Below are 19,005 nucleotides of genomic sequence, written 5' to 3' on the forward strand. Positions count from 1 at the left end.
TGGTGCACAATGTGAGTGAGCCTTCGGGACCGGATCGACAAAGGAATGACACGTGGACGACTCAGTGGTCCTTGCAGCCCCGCTCTTCGCAGGCCTCGACCCCGAGGAAGCCCGCCCCCTGCTCGCGTCGATGGCCACGGTTCGTCTGACGCGCGGTGACGTGCTGTTCAACGAGGGTGAGCGCGGCGACCGCCTGTTCATCATCTCCGAGGGAAAGATCAAGCTCGGTCGGCGTTCCTCGGACGGCCGCGAGAACTTGATGGCGATCCTCGGTCCGGGCGAGATGTTCGGCGAGCTGTCGCTCTTCGACCCGGGGCCCCGCACGCTGACGGCGAGCGCCGTCGCGGACACGACCCTCCAGGAGCTGTCGCACGCCGAGCTCGTCGCCTGGCTGCAGGCGCACCCTGGCATGTCCAAGTTCCTGCTCGGCGCGCTCGCACGCCGCCTCCGTCGGACGAACGAGAACCTCGCCGACCTCGTCTTCTCGGACGTTCCCGGCCGCGTCGCCAAGGCGCTCCTCGACCTGTCCACGCGCTTCGGTCAGAAGACCGACGAGGGCATCCGTGTCGCGCACGACCTCACGCAGGAGGAGCTCGCTCAGCTCGTCGGCGCGTCGCGTGAGACGGTCAACAAGGCGCTCGCCGACTTCGCGGCACGCGGCTGGGTGCGTCGCGAGGGCCGCGCCGTCGTCCTCCTCGACATCCCGCGCCTGGAGCGCCGCGCCCGCTGACACGGCCCCTGACGCAGCGATGCGCCCGTGACGCTCAGCGTCACGGGCGCATCGTCGTTGCGGGGCCTGGTCAGGCGACCTCGACCATGATCTCGACCTCGACCGGCGAGTCGAGCGGCAGGACCGCGACGCCGACGGCGGACCGGGCGTGCACGCCAGCCTCGCCGAAGATCTCGCCGAGGACGGTGCTCGCGCCGTTGATGACTCCCGGCTGGCCCGTGAACCCCGGCTGGCTCGCGACGAACCCGACGACCTTGACGACGCGCACCACCGTGTCGAGGTCGCCGACGAGCGCGCGGACCGCCGCGACGGCGTTGAGCGCCGCCACGCGCGCGAGCTCGGCCGCACGCTCGGGGCTCACGTCCTGGGGACCCGTGCCGACCTTGCCCGTCGCGGGGAGCGCGCCGTCGACGAACGGCAGCTGGCCGGACGTCAGGACGTGGATCCCGGACCGCACGGCGGGGACGTACGCCGCGACGGGTGCCGCGACGTCGGGCAGCGTGATGCCGAGCTCCGCGAGACGCGCGGCGACGCGGCCGCTCACTTCTCGCCCGTCGGGCGCTTGAGGTACGCCACGAGGTTCGTCGAGCCCTCGGGGCCGGGGACGACCTGGACGAGCTCCCACCCGTCCGCGCCCCACTGGTCGAGGATCGCCTTCGTGGCATGGATCAGAAGCGGAACGGTTGCGTACTCCCACGTGGTTGCCATGTGCCCGAGCGTAGTGCGTGCCCGACGGGGCGGGCAGGGGGCAACCTTCCAGCGACTCCTTCCCGCCCCGGGGACGTGACACTCACACAACCTGCACACCCCCACCGAGGCCCTCTCAGGAGGTCCGACTACCCTGGATCCATGCCTCATCCCTCCACCCGGTCGACCCGTCAGGTCAACGTCTTCCAAGCCCTCGCGCTCCTGGTCACGTTCCTCCTCCTCGCCGGCGTCGGTGGAGTGCTCACCGCCGGCCTCGTGCTGCCCCTCGCGGCCGGCGCGAGCACGGTCACCGACGAGAGCGCCGAGGTGTTCGAGGCGCTGCCCGACGAGCTCGTCCCTGGGCCGCTCTCGCAGAAGTCGACGATCGTCGACCGTGACGGCAAGCTGCTCGCGACGTTCTACATCCAGAACCGCGTGGTGGTCCCGCTCAACGAGATCTCCCTCGCGATGCAGAACGCGATGGTCGCGATCGAGGACAAGCGCTTCTTCGGCCACGGCGGGGTCGACGTCGAGGGCATGGCGCGCGCCGTCGTCGTCAACCTCGCGTCGAAGAGCCGTCAGGGCGCGTCGACGCTCACGCAGCAGTACGTCAAGAACGTCCTCATCGAGGAGGCGTCCCGCGCAGGCGACAAGCTCGCCGTCGAGGCAGCGCGCGACGACACGATCGAGCGCAAGCTCCGCGAGGCCAAGCTGGCGATCGCGATCGAGAAGAAGATGTCGAAGCTCGAGATCCTTGAGCGCTACCTCAACATCGCGCAGTTCGGCTCGTCGGTGTGGGGTGTCGAGAGCGCCGCGCGGTACTACTTCAACAAGTCCGCGAAGGACCTGAACATCACCGAGGCCGCGACGATCGCAGGCATCACGAAGGCCCCCACGAAGTACGACCCGGCGCTCAACCCGAAGAACGCCACGGACCGCCGCAACCTCGTGCTGAACAACATGTTCGCGCAGGGCTACATCACCAAGGCGGAGCTCGACGACGCGCGCGCGGTCAAGCTCGAGGACATCCTCGACATCACGCCCGTCGAGAACAGCTGCGAAGGCGCTGGTGGGGCCGCGTACTTCTGCGACTACGTCACCAAGGTCATCCTCAGCGACCCGGTCTTCGGCAAGACGAAGGGGGACCGCTACGACCTGCTGACCCGCGGCGGGCTGACGATCCGCACGACGCTCGACTCGAAGGCCCAGAAGGCCGCGAACAAGGAGCTGCGCGCGTCGATCCCCGCGAAGGACCCCTCGGGCATCGCTACCGCTCTCACGTCCGTCGAGCCCGGTACGGGCGAGATCCTCGTCATGGCCCAGAACCGGAAGTTCGTCGCTAACGCCGACGACGTCAAGGTAGGCCAGACGACGGTCAACTACTCGGCGGACCAGGCGCACGGCGGCTCCCGCGGCTTCCAGCCGGGCTCGTCGTTCAAGCCGTTCGTGCTCGCCGAGTGGCTCAAGTCCGGGCACTCGCTCAACCAGATGGTCAACGCGAGCTCCACGGCGTGGAAGGGCGACTCGTGGACCGCGAGCTGCATCGACAACTTCGGGGCTGGTCGCGGCGAGTACAAGCCCCGCAACTCCGACGGCGCGGGCAGCGGTATGAAGTCCGTCCTCCAGGCGACCGCCTTCTCGATCAACACGGCGTACGTCGCGATGGAGAACCAGCTCGACCTGTGCGCGGTCGCCGACACGGCCTACCTGGCTGGCTTCCGGCCCTCGCTCTCCGAGGCGCCCGACAGCTCGACGAACGCTGATGGCATCCAGGTCGAGCCGTCGATGGTCCTCGGCATCCAGAACACGTCGCCGCTCGCGATGGCGTCCGCGTACGCGACGTTCGCGTCGGGCGGCAAGTACTGCGAGCCGGTCGCGATCACGTCGGTCCTCGACGCCGAGGGCAAGGAGCTCGAGGTCCCGTCCGCGAACTGCCGCACCGTCATCGACTCCTCGGTCGCCGCGGGTGTCAACCACGCGCTCAAGGGCGTGCTCGACAACGGCGGCGCGAAGGCCTCACGACTCTCGGGCCGCACGGCCGCGGGCAAGACCGGAACGGCACAGATGAGCTACCACACGTGGTTCGTCGGCTACACCCCGCAGCTGTCCACCGCCGTGTGGGTGGGCCACCCCGACCGCAACATCTCGATGCAGAACATCGTGATCAACGGGATCCGCCGCCCGATCGTCTACGGCTCGACGATCGCCGCCCCGACGTGGAAGCGGTTCATGGACACCGCCCTCAAGGGGCAGCCGAACAAGGAGTTCCCCGAGGTCAGCACCAAGGTCCTGCACGGCGAGAAGGTCGCCGTGCCGCGCGTGTGGGGCCAGTCGGTCGACGCCGCGAAGAAGCTCCTCGAAGAGGCAGGCTTCTCCGTGACGGTGCGCGAGCAGAAGGTCTACTCGAGCGCGCCTGACGGTGCCGTCGCCTACACGTCGCCGTCAGGTACCGCGACGAAGGGCACGCTCATCTCGATCTACGTGTCCAACGGGCAGCCCGAGCCGCCGAAGAGCGACGACAACAAGGACAACGCGGGCGACAAGGGTAAGGACAACAAGAAGGACAACAAGAAGGGCCGCGGCGGGGCGCGGGGCAACGACTGACGTGGCCGAGGTCTGGAAGACGCTCCGACGCACGCTCGGAGCGGGTCTGGTGGCGGGCGTCGCGGGCGTCGCCTACGCGCGCTGCGAGGCTGAGATGTTCACGCTGCGCCGGGTCACCGTTCCCGTGCTCCCCTCCGGCGCCGCTGACCTGACCGTCCTGCACCTGTCCGACCTGCATCTCACACCGAGCCAGACCCGGAAGATCGCCTGGGTCCGGGAGCTCGCCGACCTCGAGCCCGACTTCGTCGTCGACACGGGCGACAACATGGCGCACGTCGACGTGCTGCCGCACCTGTTGCACGCGCTCGAGCCGCTCCTCGCATTCCCCGGTGCGTTCGTCATGGGCTCGAACGACTACTTCTCGCCCCACGCCAAGAATCCTGCGCGCTATCTCTTACCTGACGCCCGCACACCACGCGTGCCGCGCAAGCCTGACCTCCCGGTCCATGAGCTCGCGATCGCCCTGTCCGCGGCCGGCTGGGTCGACCTCGACAACAGCAGGGCACGGACGACGATCGCCGGCCTCGACGTGGCGCTCGCCGGTCTGGACGACCCGCACATCGACCGGGACAAGATGCCCGCTCCTGACCAGACGACGGCGGGCGCGGACCTGCGCCTCGGCGTCGTGCACGCCCCGTACGTCCGGGCGCTCGACGCGCTGCAGCGCGACGGCGCGGAGCTCATCATCGCGGGGCACACGCACGGCGGGCAGCTCTGCCTGCCGGGCCTCGGTGCGCTCGTGACGAACTGTGACCTCGACCGAGGGCGCGCCCAGGGGCTGCACGGTTGGCCAGGCGCGCGGCCGGACGAGTTCAGCGGTCACGACTCCACGTGGCTGCACGTCTCCGGTGGGCTCGGCACGTCCCCGTACACGCCGGTGCGCTTCGCGTGCCGCCCGTCCGCGACGCTCCTCACCCTCACCGCCCGCTGAGAACCGCGAGACTCCGCCGGTTTCGTGAAGTAGCCCCCTGTCGGCTATCCTGAGCGAGGCCGTTTTCGAGGTGATCACCTCGAGGGCAGCCGCTAGACCTCGGGGTGTGGCGCAGCTTGGTAGCGCGCTTCGTTCGGGACGAAGAGGTCGCAGGTTCAAATCCTGTCACCCCGACCAGCCGAGAGGCCCTCCAGCCAGCAGAGATGCGGGCAGGAGGGCCTCTTTCGTCACGCTGAGCGCGAGCCTCACGACCGACGAGGCCGCACGGTCCTAATGCACCGTGAAGCCAGCACGCAGAAGCGCCTCGTCGCGCGAGGACGGCCCGACGATCAGCTCGAACGCGCCCGGCTCGACACCCCGGCGACCTGCCGCGTCGACGATCGTGCACGACGACGCCGGAACGTCGAGGTCCACCACGACCGTCTCGCCGGCGGCGACAGGAACCTGGCGGTAGCCCTTGAGCTCCTTGTCGGCCCAGCTCACCGAGGACACGACGTCGGACACGTAGACCTGGACCGTCTCGAGCGCCGGCCGCGACCCGGTGTTGGTGAGCGTGACGCGGGCGCGCACGTCCTCGTCCGCGGACACCTCGGGCGTCTGGACGACGAGGTCGGAGTACTCGATCGTCGTGTAGGAGCGACCCTCCCCGAAAGCCCATGCGGGTGACTGCGTGAGGTCGGCGTAGCGGTCACCGTGCTGGCCACGGATCTGGTTGTAGTACGTCGGCTGCTGACCGACATGACGGGCGAACGAGATCGGAAGTCGGCCCGACGGCTCGGATAGCCCGAAGAAGATCTCGGCCAGAGCACGTCCTCCCTGCATACCGGGGCTCGCCGCCCAGATGACGGCAGCCGCATCCGCGACCGACGGCGGCAGGACGAGCGGCTTGCTCGCCAGGAGAACGACGACGACGGGCGTGCCCGTCGCGACGACCGCGTCGAGCAGAGCGACCTGACCACCGAGCAGCTCGAGCGTGGCCGTCGAACGTCCCTCGCCCACGAGCTCCATCCGGTCACCGACGACGGCGACGACGACGTCGGACGCCTCTGCCGCAGCAACAGCCTCGGCGAGCTGCACCTCGTCGACCGGCGCGGGGACGACGACTGGCGGCCGAGGCTGCCCGTCCGGGAAGGTCTCTCCAGCGGGGCTCGGGAGCAGATCAAGGATGTTCGCCCCCCGGGCGAAGACGACCTCGGAACCCCGAGGAGCGAGCGCGCGCAGGCCGTCGAGCACGGTCGTGATCATCTCGCGCGGGTGGCCGTCGGGCAGCCAGTCAATCTGCCCGGACGACCCGGCCCAGTCGCCGAGCTGCGTCTGCGCGTCGTCGGCGAGCGGCCCGACGACTGCGATGCGCGCTGGCTTGTCCGTGGTGAACGGAAGCACGCCGCCGTTCTCGAGGAGGACGAGCGACCTGCGAGCGACCTCGAGGTTGAGGTCGACGTGCGAGCCGATGACCGCAGAGATGCGCTCGTCTGACGGACGGCGCGGATTCTCGAACAGCCCCAGCTCGAACTTCAGGGTGAGGATGCGGCTGACTGCGGCGTCGAGCTCCTCCTCACCGAGCATCCCCTGCGCGATGGCGTCGAGCGCACCCTCGTAGAAGCCCGGGGTCGTCATGATCATGTCGTTGCCGGCCTTGACGGCGGCGGCCGCCGCGTGAGCGAGGTCGGGCTGGACCTTCTGCTCCCACACCATGCGGCCGACGTTGTCCCAGTCGGTGACGAGGATGCCCGTGTAGCCCCACTCGCCCCGCAGCACGTCGGTGAGGAGCCAGTCGTTGATCGTGATCGGCACGCCGTCGGTCGTCTGGTAACCGAGCATGAAAGATCGGCATCCCTCACGGGCCACCCGCTCGAACGGCGGAAGGAACCACGAGCGGAGCTTGCGGCGGGAGATGTCAGCCTCGGACGCGTCACGTCCGCCCTGGGTCTCCGAGTACCCGGCGAAGTGCTTCGCGGTCGCGAGGATCGCGGTCTCGTCGGCGAGGCCAGAGCCCTGATACCCGCGCACCATCGCCGACGCGAGCTCGCCGATGAGGAACGGGTCCTCGCCGAAGGTCTCGTTGATGCGTCCCCACCGCAGGTCGCGCGCGATGCACAGCACGGGTGAGAAGGTCCAGTGCATGCCGGTCGCTGACGCCTCGATGGCCGTCGCACGTGCCATGCGTTCGATGAGCTCCGGGTCCCAGGAGGCGGCCATGCCGAGCTGGGTGGGGAAGATGGTCGCGCCCTCGTAGAACGAGTGCCCGTGGATGACGTCCTCCCCGACGAGCAGCGGGATCCTCAGGCGTGTCTGCGCGGTCAGGTCGTGCGCCTCCCGCACGCGTTCGGGCGACGTGTGGAGGATCGACCCGGCGTGCATGTCGCAGATGTGCCCCCGAACGCCCTCGCGGGCGTCGAGCTGCATCATCTGGCCGACCTTCTCCTCGACGGTCATGCGTGCGAGGAGGTCGGCGACACGGTCGGCGACCGTGAGCTCGGGGTTGAGGTAGGGGTGGATGGTCACTGCTTCTCCGTCGTGGTCTGGTGGGCGCGGACGACGGTCACTGCGTTCGTCACGTCGAGCCCCTTCTTCTTCATGGCGCGGGCACGCTCGCCCGCCGAGCGCAGGCGCGGGTTGATGTACTCGTCGATGCCGAAGTTCAGCAGCGCGAGCGCAACCCCGATCGCGGCGATGCACAGCCCCGGGGGCAGGAACCACCACCACTGGTTCTGGACGAACGCACCCTGGGCGGAGGCCCAGTTGAGGATCGTTCCCCAGTTGTAGGCGTTGACCGGAATGACGCCGATGTACGAGAGGGTTGTGAGTCCGAGGATCGCAGCGGTGACCGAGCCGACGAACGACGAGGCGATGATCGCCATGAGGTTGGGCAGCATCTCGACGCCGATGATCCGGTGCAGCCGCTCACCGTTGAGCTTCGCCGCCTGGACGAAGTCCCGGTTGCGCAGCGACATCGTCTGCGCACGCAGGACGCGGGCGCCCCATCCCCAGCCGAGGAGGCCGAGTACCCCGGCGATGAGCCACAGCGGCGGGTTGGTGAACCGCGAGGCGATGATGATGAGCAGGGGGATTCCAGGGATGACGAGGAAGATGTTCGCGAGGGCGGAGAGCCCCTCGGAGCGCCAGCCCGAGAGGTAGCCGGCGAGGACCCCCACGACGATGGCGATCGTCATCGAGATGACCGCGGTGAGTGCGCCGACGACGACGACGCCACGCGTGCCGTAGATGACCTGGCTGAGGACGTCCTCCCCCAGGTGTGTCGTGCCGAGCCAGTGGGTCGCCGACGGCGGCTGGAGCCGCGCCCTCGGGTTGATCTGCGTCGGCGAGAACGGCGCGATCTGCTCGGCGAAGATCGCGACGAGGACGAAGAGCGTGAGGATCGAGAGTCCCGCGACCGACTTGGCGTTGCGGAACATCGCGAACGCGGCGCCGAGCTTCGTGGCGCGCTGGCGAAGGATGAGGTGCGTGCTGGACATCGGTCAGCCCTCCGACTGGCGGGTACGTGGGTCGAGGACCGCATAGACGAGGTCCGCGACGATGTTCGCGGCAAGGACGGCGAGCACGATGACGAGGAATCCGCCCTGCATGAGGGCGTAGTCCTTCGCATTCGTCGCGTCGAGGAGCATCTTGCCGACGCCGGGGTAGGAGAAGACCTGCTCGACGATGATCGCGCCTCCGACGATGAAGGCGATCGACAGGGCGAACGACTGGATCTGCGGGAGGACGGCGTTCCGTGCCGCGTAGCGCCACAGGACTCGACGGGTCGGCATGCCCTTGGCCTGCGCCACGGTGATGTAGTCCTCGTCGAGGACGGTGAGCATCATGTTGCGCATGCCGAGCATCCAGCCGCCGAGCGAGGCGATGACGATCGTCGCGACCGGGAGGGTGCCGTGCTTGATGACGTTCCCGATGAACTCGAGGGTGAAGCCCGGTGCCTGCCCGACGCCGTAAGCCTTGCCGATGGGGAACCAGCCGAGACCCACGGAGAAGAACGAGATCGCCATGAGGCCGATCCAGAAGTACGGGACGGTCGACAGGAAGGTCGTGATCGGGATGAGGACGTCGAGACGAGAGCCGCGCCTCCACCCGACGAACGCTCCGCCGACGGTGCCGATCGCAACCGCGACCAGGGTCGCGAGGCCGATGAGACCGATGGTCCAGGGCAGTGCGGTGGCGATGACGTCACCCACCGGCTGGAGCCCGTGGGTGATGGCCACCCCGAGGTCACCGCGCAGGAGCATCCCGAAGTAGTCGATGTACTGCTCCCACATCGACTTGCCGGAGTCGAGGCCGAGAAGCGCGCGCAGGGCCTCTACGGCCTCGGGAGAGATCTCTCGGTTGCGGGCAAGATAGTTGTCGACGGCGTCGCCCTTCATCATGCGCGGCACGAAGAAGTTGATGGTGAGCGCAGCCCACAGGGTGACGAGGTAGAACACAGCGCGCTGACCCAGGAAGCGCCACGGGACCCTCACGCGCGCCTTGGTTGCCCGGGTGGCCGTGGTGCCCTCCGCGACGACCTCGACGGTGACGTCCTGGCGGTCGGTCGTGGTCATGACGCACCTCCTGCTCGTGCGGCGAAGAATCGCTCGGGGTCGGGTGAGGCGCCACGAAGGGCCCGCGTGTACGCGTCCTGCGGGCGCAGGATGACGTCGTCGGCCGGGCCGTGCTCGACGATGCGCCCCTGGTTGAGGACGATGATCTCGTCGGAGAAGTACCGCGCCGTAGCGAGGTCGTGGGTGATGTAGAGGACTCCGAGGCCGTCGTGGCGTCTGATCTCGGCGAGCAGGTTGAGCACACCCATGCGCAGCGAGACGTCGAGCATCGAGACGGGCTCGTCCGCGACGAGGAGGGTCGGGCGCGGGGCGAGCGCACGGGCGATGGCGACGCGCTGACGCTGGCCGCCCGACAGCTCGTGCGGTCGTCGGTCGATGACCACCTGGGGATCGAGGTGGACCTTCTCCAGCAGGCGGTGGACCTCCGCCTCGATCTCGTCGGACGGGACGACACCGGACAACGCCAGGGGGCGCTCCACGTGGTGCCGGATCGAGTGGTAGGGGTTGAGGGAGGCGAACGGGTCCTGGAAGACCATCCGCAGCCGCTGTCGGTAGGCGCGTAGCGCCTTCCCGCGCGTGGGGACGGGCACACCGTCGAGAAGCACCGCGCCCTGGGTGGGCTTCTCCATCTGGGTGAGGATCTTCGCCACGGTGGACTTGCCGGAGCCCGACTGTCCGACCATGCCGACGCACCGGCCGGTCGTGAGCGTGAACGAGACGTCGGACAGGGCGTTGATCGCCCCGGCGCCACGCACGCGGTACGTCTTGGTGACGTTGCGGACCTCGAGGGTAGTCATGGGGTCACCTGTGTCTCGGCCGTCAGTCTGGGGAAGGACGACAGCAGCTTCGTCGTGTAGTCGTGCTGGGGCCGGAACCAGATGTTCTCAGCGGTGTTCTGCTCGACGATCTCGCCGTCCTTCATGATGGCGATCCGGTCGGTGATCTCGAGGAGCAGGGGAAGGTCGTGGGTGATGAAGACGACCGAGAACCCGAAGGCTTCACGCAGGTTGGTGATCTCACGGAGGATCTCGCGCTGGACGAGCACGTCGAGCGCCGTGGTCGGTTCGTCCATGACGACGAGCTGGGGGCGCAGCGCGAGCGCCATCGCGATCATGATGCGTTGCCGCATGCCTCCGGAGAGCTCGTGCGGGTAGCTCTTGATGCGCTCGCCGCCGACCTTGACGATCTCGAGCAGCTCGACGACGGCTGCGATGCGCTGCTTCTTCGACATCTGAGGTCGGTGCACCTCGAAGACGTCGGCGAGCTGGGCCCCGATGGTGGCGACCGGGTTGAGCGCGTTCATCGCACCCTGGAACACCATCGACACCTTGTCCCAGCGAAACCTCATCATCGCGTCGGCCGAGAGGCCGAGGATGTCGACCTCCGTGCCGTCCGCGTCGTGCCAGACGACGGACCCGCCGGGGATCGTGGCCGGTGGCCGCAGGAGCCGCTGGATGCCGTAGGCGAGCGTCGTCTTACCGCACCCGGACTCGCCGGCGAGCCCGAGGATCTCCCCACGGTGGAGGGTGAGGGAGACGTTCTTCACCGCCTCGACGGGCGGGTCGACCTCGTACACGACGGAGAAGTCGCGTATCGAGAGCAGTGGTTCGTTCACGAGGGTCACCTTCCGGGGATCGTCGCCCGCGCGACGGGCAGCGGGCCGGTGCGGCCGAGGGGCCACGCCGACCCGCTGCGTGTCGTGGACCGTCAGGAGACGGGCTTGAGGTTCTGCAGGACCATGGTGATCTCGGCCTGGGTCGGGTCGGCCGAGGCGTACATGTTGTCCTCGGTCGGCCAGCCCGTGTAGCTGCGCTCGTTGAAGAGACCGATGAGCGGGTGCGCACCGAGCGGGATCGCGGGGACGTCCTTGACGAACGCCTTCTGGACCGTCGTCAGAGCCGCGAGCCGGGCCTCGTCGCTGTCGGCGGAGGCGTAGGCCGCCAGCGCCTCGTCGACCGCCGGGTTGTCGTACCGGCCGAAGTTGAACTGGGCGGTGTTCTTGTCCTTGTCGATCCACCGGGTGCTCATGATCGAGTCGTAGACGCCCCAGGCGCCCTCACCGTCGAGCCAGTGGATGATCGCGTCGAACGTGGCGGTCTGACGCGCCTCGTCCCAGCCGCCCCAGTCGGGCTGCTCGATGGTGACCTCGATGCCGAGCTGCTTGAGCTCCTCGGCGAGGAGCGCCTGCTCCGTGTTCCAGTCGGACCAGCCGGCAGGGACGGAGACGGAGAAGGTCACCTTCTCGCCGTCGGGGTCGACGAGCGCCGTGCCGACGCCGGTGTACCCGGCGTCCGTGAGGATCGTCTTGGCCTTCTCGACGTCGACCGTGTAGACCTGCCCGGCGAACTCGTCGATGACGTCGTTCTGGAGCGACGGGCCGAGGCCCGTGACGGAGTCGACGACGGCGGACGCGCCCTCACGGGCGATCTCGACGTACGCGGACCGGTCGATCGTCCACGCCAGGGCCTGGCGGAGCGCCGGGTTGTTGAACGGCTTGCGGGTCATGTTGAGGAAGAGCGTGCCGGCACCCGCCGTGGGGGTGATGAGCTGGCGGTTCGCGTCGTCGACGCCGAGGAACGACGCCTGGATCTGCGGGAGGAAGGCCTGGGCCCAGTCGGCCTCACCGGTGGCGAGGGCGGTCGTCAGGGCCGCGTTGTCGCCGTAGGAGACGTAGTGGAGCTCGGGGACGGCAAGCTCGCCGCCCCACCAGTCGGGGTTCGCCTTGAGGGTGACCGCCTGCGTGGTCCACGAGTCGAGCATGTACGGGCCGGTGCCGATGGCCTCGCCCTCGCCGGTGAGCGGGGTCGTTGACGGGTCGTCGATGTTGTCCCAGATGTGCTTGGGAACGATCGGGACGTGGAGGACGGAGCCGCGCTTGACGAACTTCGAGTCCTTGAACTTCAGGGTCGCGGTGTCACCGTCGACGTCGGCGCCGAGGTAGTTGAGCGCAGCGGAGTCGGTGAGGCGACCGTCGAGGTACATGTCGAACGTGCCGACGATGTCCGCGATGGTGAACGGCTTGCCGTCCTGCCACGTGACGCCCTCGCGCGCGGTGACCGTGAGCTCGGTGTAGTCGGCGTTCCACTCGACCTTCGAGGCGAGGCGCGGGGTGACGACCGTGTTGTCGGCCGTGTTGACGAGCGCCATCGTCTCGAACATCACCTGGCGGTAGCCGTACATCGAGGCCGAGGTGTCGCCGAGGTAGGGGTTGTGGGACTCGGTGGTGATGGCGCCGTCGGGCTTGGCGATGGTCAGCGCCGCTCCGGTGGCGGCGCCCCCGGTGCCTGTGCCGCCTGTGCTTGTGCCACCGGTAGCCGTGTTGCTGGTGTCCCCACCACCACAGCCGGTGAGGAGTAGAACTGCTGCCGTGGCGAGGGCCGCCACGGCTTTGATGGATGACTTCATCGTCGCTCCTGAAGTGGGCCAAGCCCCTTCGTCGGGGCCGTCGCCAGGTTGGCTGGCCCCAACTTACTGTCGAGAAAGTAAGATGGGAAGTCGACAGTGTCACAGTTCCGCAACGACAATGGACGCCGCCGACCGCAACAACCCCGTGGCGCGTGCCCCACCACCCGCTACACGACGACGAGATGAGTTCTCACCATGGTCTCCCCGACCGCTCGCAGGACGCTCCAACCCCGCCCCGAGACGGCACGGCGCCGTGAAGAGATCCTCCGCGCGGCCATCTCGACGTTCGCAGCCAAGGGGTACAAGGGCCCGCTCAGCGACATCGCCGAGCAGGTCGGCATGACGCACGCCGGCGTGCTCCACTACTTCGGCTCGAAGAGCGCTCTCCTCCTCGAGGTCCTGAAGTTCCGCGACGAAGAAGACGTCGAGGATCTCCCCACCCAGCACATACCTGGCGGCGCCGAGCTCTTCCGTCACCTCGTCAAGACGGCGTTCCTCAACGCACGGCGCGCCGGAATCGTCCAGGCCTTCACCGTCCTGTCCAGCGAGGCCGTCACGGACGGCCACCCGGCCCGGCGCTTCTTCGAGGAGCGCTACGTCAACCTGCGCAAGGAGGTCGCCGAGGCATTCCGAACGATGTGCGCCGACGAGGGCGTGACCGCGCCCGAGACCGTCGACCGCGCCGCGGCCTCGATCCTCGCCGTCATGGACGGCCTCCAGATCCAGTGGCTCCTCGACCCAGCAGCCGTCGAGCTCGGCGAGGCAACCCAGTTCGCCGTCGAGGCGATCGTCGCGCAGGTGCTCGATCCGCGTTCGACGCCCGGGTCGACCACCACGACGGGCAACGACGCGGGCTGATCCTTGCTGCCGCCGCGGCTCCCGCGGCCGGTAGTGACAGACGTCCTACGAATCTGCAGTGCTCCCGCCTTAGGGTTTGCTGGAAGGAGTGCAGCCGTGCGTCCCGAGTCCCGCACGACGCCCGCCCCATGACGCCCACCTCCGCGCCCAAGCGCGCCCCCCGTCCCTTCGCCATGCCGCGCCTCACGAGTGTCCGCAGCGACGTCCTCGCCGGCGTCACCGTCGGGGTCGTCGCGCTCCCCCTCGCTCTCGCGTTCGGCATGAGCTCGGGTGTGGGCCCGGCCGCCGGTCTCGTCACGGCCGTCGTCGCCGGCGTCGTTGCCGCAGTGTTCGGCGGCTCCCGCGTGCAGGTCTCGGGCCCGACGGGCGCCATGGCAGTCGTCCTTGCGCCGCTGGTCGCCGTCCACGGCGCGGGCTCCGTCCCGCTCGTCGCCATCATGGCGGGCGTCATCGTCCTGGCGGCAGGCGTTGCGCGCCTCGGCCGGGTCGTCACCTTCATCCCGTGGCCCGTCGTCGAGGGTTTCACTCTCGGCATCGCGACGATCATCTTCCTGCAGCAAGTGCCCGCCACCGTCGGCGTTGTGGCGAAGGCCGGGGAGAACCCGCTGCTCACCGCGATCGACGTCATCCCGCGCGCAGGATCGACCGCCGCGTGGACGCTCGGAGCCGTCGCTGCGGTCGTCGCGATCATGCTCGTGCTGCCGCGCGTGTGGGCGGCGCTCCCCGCTTCGCTCATCGCGATCATCCTCGTCACGGTTGCCGCAGAGCTTCTCGACGCTCCGATCGCGCGCATCGGCGCGCTTCCCGACGCGCTGCCCGCCCCCTCGATCCCGGACGTCACGCCCGCGCTCCTCAGCGAGCTCCTCGGCCCCGCGTTCGCAGTCGCGGCGCTCGCGGCGATCGAGTCGCTCCTGTCGGCGCGCGTGGCCGCGACCATGCCGTCCGAGACGCTTCCCGAAGACGCCCGCCGCTACGACCCAGACCGGGAGCTCGTCGGCCAGGGCCTTGCGAGCGTCGCCGCTGGCCTCTTCGGCGGCATGCCGGCGACCGGTGCGATCGCACGGACAGCCGTCAACGTGCGCGCCGGCGCGCAGACGCGGCTCGCCGCCGTCGTTCACGGTCTCGTCATCCTCGTCCTCATCTACGCGGCGACCGCGCCCGTCGGGCGCATCCCGCTCGCTGCGCTCTCGGGCGTCCTCATCGTGACGGCGTTCCGCATGGTCGACATCCGCGCGGTGCGCACGGTGCTGCGTTCGACGCGGGGCAGCGCGCTCGTGCTCGTCGTGACCGCCATCGTGACGATCGCGGTCGATCTGGTGCAGGCGATCATCGTTGGCCTGGCGGCTGCGGCGCTGCTCGCGCTGCGCGCGATCTCGCGCGCGTCGGTCGTGCACCGTCAACCCTTGCCCGGCCCCGCAACCCACGGTGACGAGCACATCGCCCTGTTCCGGCTCGACGGATCTATGTTCTTCGGCGCGGCCGACCGCATCGCTGAGACCGTGCTGCGCGACCACGGTGCGCGCGTTGTCGTGCTGCGGCTCTCAGGCCTGAGGCTCGTCGACGCGACGGGAGCGCACGCGCTGGCCGAGCTCGTGGGGACGCTCGAGCGGACGGGCGTCACAGTTCTGGTCAAGGGTGTCCAGGAGCAGCACCGTCCCGTGCTCACGCGCGTGGGCGTCCTCGACGAGCTTGCGAGCGAGCACCACCTCTTTGACGACCTCGACGCCGCGATCGCGCACGCGCGCGACCACATCGCCCGCGAGACGTCGCCGAGGTAGGCGGCGGGCGGGCCCCGGCTGCCACGGCGCCCGAAGAACTCCGCCGAGGTAGGGCCTCCCATTCGAGATCGGGCGTTGTAGGGCCCGATCTCGCGTGCAGACACCCACCTCAGCGCCTGGGCGGCGGGTCCGGCAGCGCCTGGGCGGGCCGCCCGCGGACGACGCCGTGGCTAGCTGAAGGAGATCGTCGCCAGGCGGGTCGTCTTGCCCTTCTTCACCGTGATGACTCGCGACTTCTTGAGCGTCTTGCCCTGGTAGTACGCGTCGCGGAACCCTCCGACGGTGAAGGTGGCGCCCATGCGCGATGCGTCGCGCACGATGACGCGGTAGCGCCCCGGAGCGATCTCACCCAGCACGAAGCGCCCGGAGTCCTTCGCCTTGCGCTCGTAGCGCGCTGACGTGCCGACGCCCTTGAGGATGACCGTGCCGGGGTAGCCCTTCCCGCCCGCCTTGATCCGGCCCGCGACCTGACCGCCGGCAGGGTTGATGACGACCGTCGTCGTCCGGCCTGCGCGCACGGTGACCTTCCTGACGTACTCGCGCTCCGAGGCTCGGAGCCGGAGCGTGTACGTGCCTGCACGCATGTCGTAGAACTTCAGGCCGTTCGCCCGCGCGATCCGGACGTTCGACGAGTTCCACAGCTCCGTGTCGAGGAAGTGCTTGTCCTTGAGGTGCCGGCCAATCTTGATCTTGAGGTCACCCCGCTTGGCGGGCATCGTGAGCGTGAGCTTCGTGTTGACCGTCTCGCCAGCACCGACCGCGACCTCGAGAGACTGACGGGTTGATGGTACGTAGACCTCGTAGGTGCCGGCGGCGAGGAATCGGAAGACGGCCTCGTCCGCCCCCGGGTCTTCCCAGATCTGCTGCTCCTCGAGGAAGTTGCCGCGAGAATCCAACAGGTAGACCGGCGTCGTGTAGCTGTCCTGGCCCATGGGGCCTGAGAACGCGATGTACAGGGTCGACGTCCCAGACCCTGCCGGGCGGTCGATCGTCACGTCTCCCAGGTCGAGCGTCTTGCCCTTCCGCACCTTCGCGGTCTTGACCGTGGTCGTGTAGTTCCCCTGGTCGGGGCCGCGGAAGGAGAGCTCGTACGCGCCCAGCCCCTTGACCCCGAGCGTGAACCGGCCGTTCGCGTCCGACCGCCACCGTGCCTGGTTGTCGCCGATGATCGCGCGGCCGTGGACATCCACCCTCCCGAGCGGGCGGCCGGCACGGTCGACGACGCGGCCCGTGATCTTCGCTGGCGGCACGACCCGCACGGCGGGGACGTTCTCGGTCACGTGGCCGCCAGGGGCGACGACGAAGCTCTTCGCGGCCGCTTCGGACGTCACACCGCCGGAGTACGTCGTCTTGGTCGCTTCCTGACCGACGACACCCTTGGCGATCCTGAGGACAAACGTGCCGGGGCTGACGACGAGCGCGTACCGTCCGTCGGCGTCGGTCTTCGTTCGCGCGCCGTTCAGGTACCCCTTCCCGAACCTGCTCCGGGCTGTGACGGCGACACCCGCCACCGGCTTCGAGCCGAGCGTGACGCGTCCCGAGATCGTCTGGGCGGCGGTGATCCGCATCGTGACCTTCACCGACTCGCCTGCGGCGACAGTGACGAGCGCGGTGCGCTCCGCTTCTGTCCCGAGGAGGTCGCGGATGACCAGCCGGTACGAGCCGGGCGCGATGCCGGTGTATCGGGTCCACCCGCCGCTACCGACAGGAGTCACGACGAGGAGATCGCCGCTGCCGGCATCTTCCCTTTCGAGGCTCTCGAGGTCGACGCGAGACTGCCTGATCACCTGGTCGTCCTGGGTACGCACCTGTACGGCGATCGAGGCAGTCGCCTCGGCAGAGTACGCGGGGGCGGTTCCCGCCACGAGCCCGGCAAGTGTGAGCAGCCCGGCGAGCAATGCGGCGATGAGACGTCTGAACATGAGAGCCCCCTACGCTGCGAACCGCACCCGAATCGGCCATAGCGCCCAGGGAGCACGCGCCGCCAGGGCGGTTCGTCGAGGTAGGCGGCCCCTCGCCAGATCGGGGACTACAGGGCCCGATCTCGCGTGGGAGCGCCTACCTCGGCGGAAGGGGAGTTCAGGCGGTGCGGCGTGCGCGGACGTCGGCGGCGAGCTCGCGCAGGAGCGTCGCGGTCGTCTCCCAGTCGATGCACGCGTCGGTGACGGACTGACCGTAGGTCAGGCCGCTCGGCGCGGGCTTCTGCGCGCCGGCGACGATGAAGCTCTCCATCATGATCCCCGCGATGCCAGCGTTGCCTGCAGCGATCGACGCGCCGATCTCGCGGACGACCTCCGCCTGACGGACGTGGGACTTCCCGGAGTTGCCGTGGGACGCGTCGATCATGAGGCGAGGCTCGAGGCCTGCCGTGGTCACGACGTCGAGCGCGGCTGCGACGGACGCGTCGTCGTAGTTGGGGCCGCCGCGGCCGCCGCGGAGGATGACGTGGCAGTCCGGGTTGCCGGCCGTCGCGACGGCCGCAGCGCGGCCGGCGGAGTCGACGCCGAAGAACGTGTGCTCGGCGGCGGCGGTGATGCAGCCGTCGACGGCGATCTGGACGTCGCCGTCGGTCGCGTTCTTGAAGCCGACCGGCATGGACAGGCCGGACGCGAGCTGGCGGTGCACCTGCGACTCGGCGTTGCGGGCGCCGATCGCTCCCCACGAGACGGCGTCGGCGATGAACTGCGGGCTCGTGGGCTCGAGGAACTCGCACGCCGCCGGGACACCCTCGTCGAGCACGCCGAGCAGGACCTCCCGGGCGAGGCGCAGGCCGCGCTGGATGTCGTGGCTGCCGTCGAGGCCGGGGTCGTTGATGAGGCCCTTCCAGCCGACGGTCGTGCGCGGCTTCTCGAAGTAGACGCGCATGACCACGCACAGGTCCTCGGCCAGCTCAGGAACGAGGGCTGCGAGGCGGCGCGCGTAGTCGAGCGCCGCGTCGGCGTCGTGCACGGAGCAGGGGCCGACGACGACGAGCAGACGGTCGTCGATGCCGCTCAGCACGGCGCGGACCTCGTCGCGCGAGCGCGCCACCAGGTCGGCGTTGGCGCCGGTCAGCGGGAGGTCGGCGAGCATCTCCGCGGGGGTGGGCAGCGGTGCGAGCTCGCGGACGCGAAGGTCGCTGGTGCTGGGTGCCGCGAGAGGCGCGGTGGCGGTCATGGTCGAGCTCCGATTCCTTGGTTCTGGTCAGGTACGGCCTGCTCAGACGGAGCCTCGGCGGCCGTCCCGCACGCGGAGTCGGCCCGTCTGAACGACGAAGGGCCGAGACGTCGCGCGTCTCAGCCCTGTGCTGGCTCCGGGTGGATGTTGGTCAGGCAGCAGCCCGCTCGGCCCCACCAGGAGCCAGCGTAAAGCGCCAATACCAACGGTTGTTCATGACGGGGAGGCTAGCACAGGGCGTCTTGCCTGCCGAGTAGTGCGTCCGCCTGCTGGTCAGGCGTGGCCGCCCGGGGAGACGCGGGG

At 69.2% G+C, this 19,005-nt stretch carries 15 protein-coding genes and 1 tRNA gene; 6 read left to right on the top strand and 10 right to left on the bottom strand.

Annotated elements, in window-relative coordinates:
* Positions 1-52: 52 nt before the first annotated feature.
* A complete protein-coding gene (locus HF995_RS04125) occupies positions 53-730 on the top strand; it encodes a Crp/Fnr family transcriptional regulator (protein WP_168446501.1) in 678 nt (225 codons plus the stop codon).
* 70 nt (positions 731-800) lie between these two features.
* On the opposite strand, the gene HF995_RS04130 is transcribed toward HF995_RS04125, so the two are convergent.
* Both HF995_RS04130 and sp36 read right to left on the bottom strand, forming a co-directional pair.
* Positions 801-1,274, bottom strand: coding sequence for a RidA family protein (locus HF995_RS04130; protein ID WP_168445802.1), 474 nt, complete (start codon positions 1,272-1,274; stop codon positions 801-803).
* On the bottom strand, positions 1,271-1,438 hold the full coding sequence (gene sp36 / locus HF995_RS04135; RefSeq protein WP_168446502.1) for a Sp36 family protein: 168 nt from the start codon (positions 1,436-1,438) through the stop codon (positions 1,271-1,273). The genes HF995_RS04130 and sp36 overlap by 4 nt, the downstream gene beginning before the upstream one ends.
* A gap of 141 nt (positions 1,439-1,579) precedes the next feature.
* Between sp36 and HF995_RS04140 the strand changes: the two genes are divergently transcribed.
* The 3 genes from HF995_RS04140 (at position 1,580) to HF995_RS04150 (ending at position 5,129) form a co-directional block, all read left to right on the top strand.
* Positions 1,580-4,021 (top strand): transglycosylase domain-containing protein, encoded by a 2,442-nt coding sequence (locus HF995_RS04140; RefSeq protein ID WP_168446503.1) that lies wholly within the window; start codon positions 1,580-1,582, stop codon positions 4,019-4,021.
* Between the two features lies 1 nt (position 4,022).
* Positions 4,023-4,952 (top strand): metallophosphoesterase, encoded by a 930-nt coding sequence (locus HF995_RS04145; RefSeq protein ID WP_434060833.1) that lies wholly within the window; start codon positions 4,023-4,025, stop codon positions 4,950-4,952.
* Between the two features lie 100 nt (positions 4,953-5,052).
* Positions 5,053-5,129, top strand: a tRNA-Pro gene (locus HF995_RS04150).
* Positions 5,130-5,222: 93 nt separating this feature from the next.
* Here HF995_RS04150 and HF995_RS04155 read toward each other — a convergent pair.
* The 6 genes from HF995_RS04155 to HF995_RS04180 all read right to left on the bottom strand — a co-directional run bounded on the left by HF995_RS04155 (position 5,223) and on the right by HF995_RS04180 (position 12,910).
* The gene (locus HF995_RS04155; protein ID WP_350308725.1) at positions 5,223-7,457 is read right to left on the bottom strand and encodes an exo-beta-d-1,3/1,6-glucosidase; all 2,235 of its coding nucleotides are present in this window, start codon (positions 7,455-7,457) and stop codon (positions 5,223-5,225) included.
* The gene (locus HF995_RS04160) at positions 7,454-8,428 is read right to left on the bottom strand and encodes an ABC transporter permease (RefSeq protein WP_168446504.1); all 975 of its coding nucleotides are present in this window, start codon (positions 8,426-8,428) and stop codon (positions 7,454-7,456) included. The genes HF995_RS04155 and HF995_RS04160 overlap by 4 nt, the downstream gene beginning before the upstream one ends.
* 3 nt (positions 8,429-8,431) lie before the next feature.
* Positions 8,432-9,505 carry an ABC transporter permease gene (locus HF995_RS04165; RefSeq protein ID WP_168446505.1) on the bottom strand — a complete coding sequence of 358 codons (1,074 nt, stop codon included), beginning with the start codon at positions 9,503-9,505 and terminating at the stop codon, positions 8,432-8,434.
* Positions 9,502-10,302, bottom strand: a complete 801-nt coding sequence (locus HF995_RS04170) for an ABC transporter ATP-binding protein (protein ID WP_168446506.1) — start codon at positions 10,300-10,302, stop codon at positions 9,502-9,504. Before HF995_RS04170 ends, HF995_RS04165 begins: the two co-directional genes overlap by 4 nt.
* Positions 10,299-11,120: an ABC transporter ATP-binding protein gene (locus tag HF995_RS04175; RefSeq protein WP_168446507.1), complete on the bottom strand. Its 822-nt coding sequence runs from the start codon at positions 11,118-11,120 to the stop codon at positions 10,299-10,301. The genes HF995_RS04170 and HF995_RS04175 overlap by 4 nt, the downstream gene beginning before the upstream one ends.
* Positions 11,121-11,212: 92 nt before the next feature.
* A complete protein-coding gene (locus HF995_RS04180; protein ID WP_168446508.1) occupies positions 11,213-12,910 on the bottom strand; it encodes an ABC transporter substrate-binding protein in 1,698 nt (565 codons plus the stop codon).
* A 195-nt stretch (positions 12,911-13,105) separates the two neighbouring features.
* On the opposite strand from HF995_RS04180, the gene HF995_RS04185 reads away from it, so the two are divergent.
* Complete coding sequence (locus HF995_RS04185) at positions 13,106-13,768, top strand: TetR/AcrR family transcriptional regulator (RefSeq protein ID WP_168446509.1); 663 nt, start codon at positions 13,106-13,108, stop codon at positions 13,766-13,768.
* A gap of 128 nt (positions 13,769-13,896) precedes the next feature.
* Complete coding sequence (locus HF995_RS04190; protein ID WP_168446510.1) at positions 13,897-15,546, top strand: SulP family inorganic anion transporter; 1,650 nt, start codon at positions 13,897-13,899, stop codon at positions 15,544-15,546.
* A 170-nt stretch (positions 15,547-15,716) separates the two neighbouring features.
* On the opposite strand, the gene HF995_RS04195 is transcribed toward HF995_RS04190, so the two are convergent.
* Positions 15,717-17,468, bottom strand: a complete 1,752-nt coding sequence (locus HF995_RS04195) for a carboxypeptidase regulatory-like domain-containing protein (protein ID WP_168446511.1) — start codon at positions 17,466-17,468, stop codon at positions 15,717-15,719.
* 157 nt (positions 17,469-17,625) lie between these two features.
* Positions 17,626-18,702 carry a 3-deoxy-7-phosphoheptulonate synthase gene (locus tag HF995_RS04200; RefSeq protein WP_168446512.1) on the bottom strand — a complete coding sequence of 359 codons (1,077 nt, stop codon included), beginning with the start codon at positions 18,700-18,702 and terminating at the stop codon, positions 17,626-17,628.
* Positions 18,703-19,005 lie beyond the last annotated feature (303 nt).

This window comes from Sanguibacter hominis ATCC BAA-789 (assembly GCF_012396185.1).
GTDB lineage: Bacteria > Actinomycetota > Actinomycetes > Actinomycetales > Cellulomonadaceae > Flavimobilis > Flavimobilis hominis.

What these genes read in the sequence shown, in the direction of transcription:
- sp36 (WP_168446502.1), bottom strand. Translation starts at nt 1,438, where the DNA reads ATGGCAACCACGTGGGAGTACGCAACCGTTCCGCTTCTGATCCATGCC.
- HF995_RS04140 (WP_168446503.1), top strand. Translation starts at nt 1,580, where the DNA reads ATGCCTCATCCCTCCACCCGGTCGACCCGTCAGGTCAACGTCTTCCAA.
- HF995_RS04160 (WP_168446504.1), bottom strand. Translation starts at nt 8,428, where the DNA reads ATGTCCAGCACGCACCTCATCCTTCGCCAGCGCGCCACGAAGCTCGGC.
- HF995_RS04165 (WP_168446505.1), bottom strand. Translation starts at nt 9,505, where the DNA reads ATGACCACGACCGACCGCCAGGACGTCACCGTCGAGGTCGTCGCGGAG.
- HF995_RS04170 (WP_168446506.1), bottom strand. Translation starts at nt 10,302, where the DNA reads ATGACTACCCTCGAGGTCCGCAACGTCACCAAGACGTACCGCGTGCGT.
- HF995_RS04180 (WP_168446508.1), bottom strand. Translation starts at nt 12,910, where the DNA reads ATGAAGTCATCCATCAAAGCCGTGGCGGCCCTCGCCACGGCAGCAGTT.
- HF995_RS04185 (WP_168446509.1), top strand. Translation starts at nt 13,106, where the DNA reads ATGGTCTCCCCGACCGCTCGCAGGACGCTCCAACCCCGCCCCGAGACG.
- HF995_RS04190 (WP_168446510.1), top strand. Translation starts at nt 13,897, where the DNA reads ATGACGCCCACCTCCGCGCCCAAGCGCGCCCCCCGTCCCTTCGCCATG.
- HF995_RS04195 (WP_168446511.1), bottom strand. Translation starts at nt 17,468, where the DNA reads ATGTTCAGACGTCTCATCGCCGCATTGCTCGCCGGGCTGCTCACACTT.
- HF995_RS04200 (WP_168446512.1), bottom strand. Translation starts at nt 18,702, where the DNA reads ATGACCGCCACCGCGCCTCTCGCGGCACCCAGCACCAGCGACCTTCGC.